This is a genomic window from Planktothrix sp. FACHB-1355, assembly GCF_014748295.1.
In the GTDB taxonomy this organism is placed as follows: domain Bacteria; phylum Cyanobacteriota; class Cyanobacteriia; order Cyanobacteriales; family Aerosakkonemataceae; genus Aerosakkonema; species Aerosakkonema funiforme_A.
The window spans coordinates 1-1897 of sequence record NZ_JACJUP010001271.1; the positions used below are offsets into that span (position 1 = coordinate 1).

At 46.2% G+C, this 1897-nt stretch carries 2 protein-coding genes; both read left to right on the forward strand.

Annotation, left to right across the window (positions count from 1 at the left end):
• The coding region (locus H6S82_RS31515) for a heme-copper oxidase subunit III (protein WP_191057363.1) at positions 1-520 on the forward strand (520 nt) is incomplete at its 5' end.
• Positions 521-1063: 543 nt separating this feature from the next.
• Positions 1064-1897, forward strand: an 834-nt coding sequence (locus tag H6S82_RS31520) for a tyrosinase family protein (RefSeq protein ID WP_191057364.1), incomplete at its 3' end; no start/stop codon positions are given.

The following is a 1897-nucleotide window of genomic DNA, read 5'->3' on the forward strand; positions in this document are numbered from 1 at the left end:
GGTGATTGTGTTCCTAGTTGCAGAAGGAATGATCTTTTTAGGCTTGTTTGCCGCCTACCTTACCTTTCGAGCTGTGGCACCGACATGGCCACCGGAAGGAACGCCAGAACGGGAGTTATTGCTGCCCGGAATTAACACCCTGATTTTGATCTCTAGCAGTTTTGTCATTCATAATGCCGATACAGCGATTAAGAAAAACAATGTGGCGGGTTTGCGAAATTGGTTTATCGCCACTGCCATTATGGGCATCATTTTCTTATTCGGTCAGGTTTATGAATACAGCCATCTCGAATTCGGTCTCAGAACAAATTTGTATGCCAGCACATTTTATGTTTTGACTGGCTTTCACGGTTTGCACGTTTGTTTTGGGGTGCTGCTAATTCTGGGCGTGTTGTGGCGATCGCTCAAAAAAGACCACTACAGCAGCGAAAGCCACTTTGGTGTAGAAGCAGCAGAAATTTACTGGCACTTTGTCGATATCGTGTGGATAATTCTCTTCCTGCTGCTTTATATTTTGTGATTGCAATTAGCCTTTTTGTGATATATTCTCCCCCCAACAGGGGGTTTTTTATTGATGATGGGTTCTTATAGCAAATCCGGGTTTGTTCGTCGTTTAATTTTTGGTCTAAACATTGTAGAAACGTTTCATGAAACGTCTCTACAGTCGATCGACATAAAAAGCGTCATCGCAGCAGATTTGGTATTAAGCAAACATACTGTTGCTAAGCTAGAATAATTTAAATTTGCTGTAAAGAATTAGGGAAAATACTTAAAAAAAGGCGCTTGTGAATATTTACTTACTGACAAGTAATTGCTGAGTTTGCAAAGAACTGATAACAGATGAGAACTTTTTAAACCCAGGTAAAGTCACTTTAGGAGGAATTTATATCAGCCGAATCGGATAAAAGAGTCGGCTCGCTTAAAGTAACTTCTGAGGCGACAATATTTAAAGCCGCTTTAGAAGCCAGCCCAGAAGGCAATATTTTTCAGCCAACCGACGAGTCGGAAAGGGTCGCATCAACTTCCGGGGTATTGCGATTACCAAATAGGATGCAAGAAACACATGAATCACACCGATGAGAATCTGATAGTTCGCAAAGACGCCAAAGACCTTACGGATACAGAAAAACAGCGATTTGTCAATGCAGTTAAAGCATTAAAAAACAGGCCATCCCCGTACACAATTTTCGACCCGGCAACTGGCACAAACGTAACGCCACCAAACGCTTACGATTACTACGTGAGGATACACCAATTAGCGTTTGGCGAACTGAATTCCAGCGGACAAATGATACCGGGTGAAATGCCGCCCGTTCACTTCACGCCACCATTTTTGCCGTGGCATCGAGAAATGCTGCGTCGATTCGAGAACGATTTGCGATCGGTTGACCCGTCCGTTACGCTGCCGTACTGGGACCCCACCAACTCGGATAGTACCCGCGCCGTCTTCACGGACAACTTCATGGGAGGTTTTGGCAACGCGCAAGACAGCAATCTCGTGAGTGCGGGGCCATTCCGTGCGCCATCTTTTTCCCAACGGAATCAGCCGACTCAGACTTTAAACCAGCAGGGGATCTGGACATTTAACTTTAATTCTCCATCAGCTCTCAATCCCAACGGACAGGCGCGATTTCTCCAACGCAGTATCGGTTCCCGGCAAGACCCGTCGCAGTTTCCGGGGACTGCCAACTTACCGTTACCTTCTCAGATAGAGGCGGTTCTCAATCAACCGACATTCAATACTTTTTGGCCTGCGCTGGAAGGTCGTCCCCACGGCAATCCCCACGTATGGGTGGGTGGGAATATGGGTTTGGCGACTTCTCCCAACGATCCGGTGTTCTTTCTGCATCACGCTAACATCGATCGCCTCTGGACGGAGAGGATGGAACGCCACCAA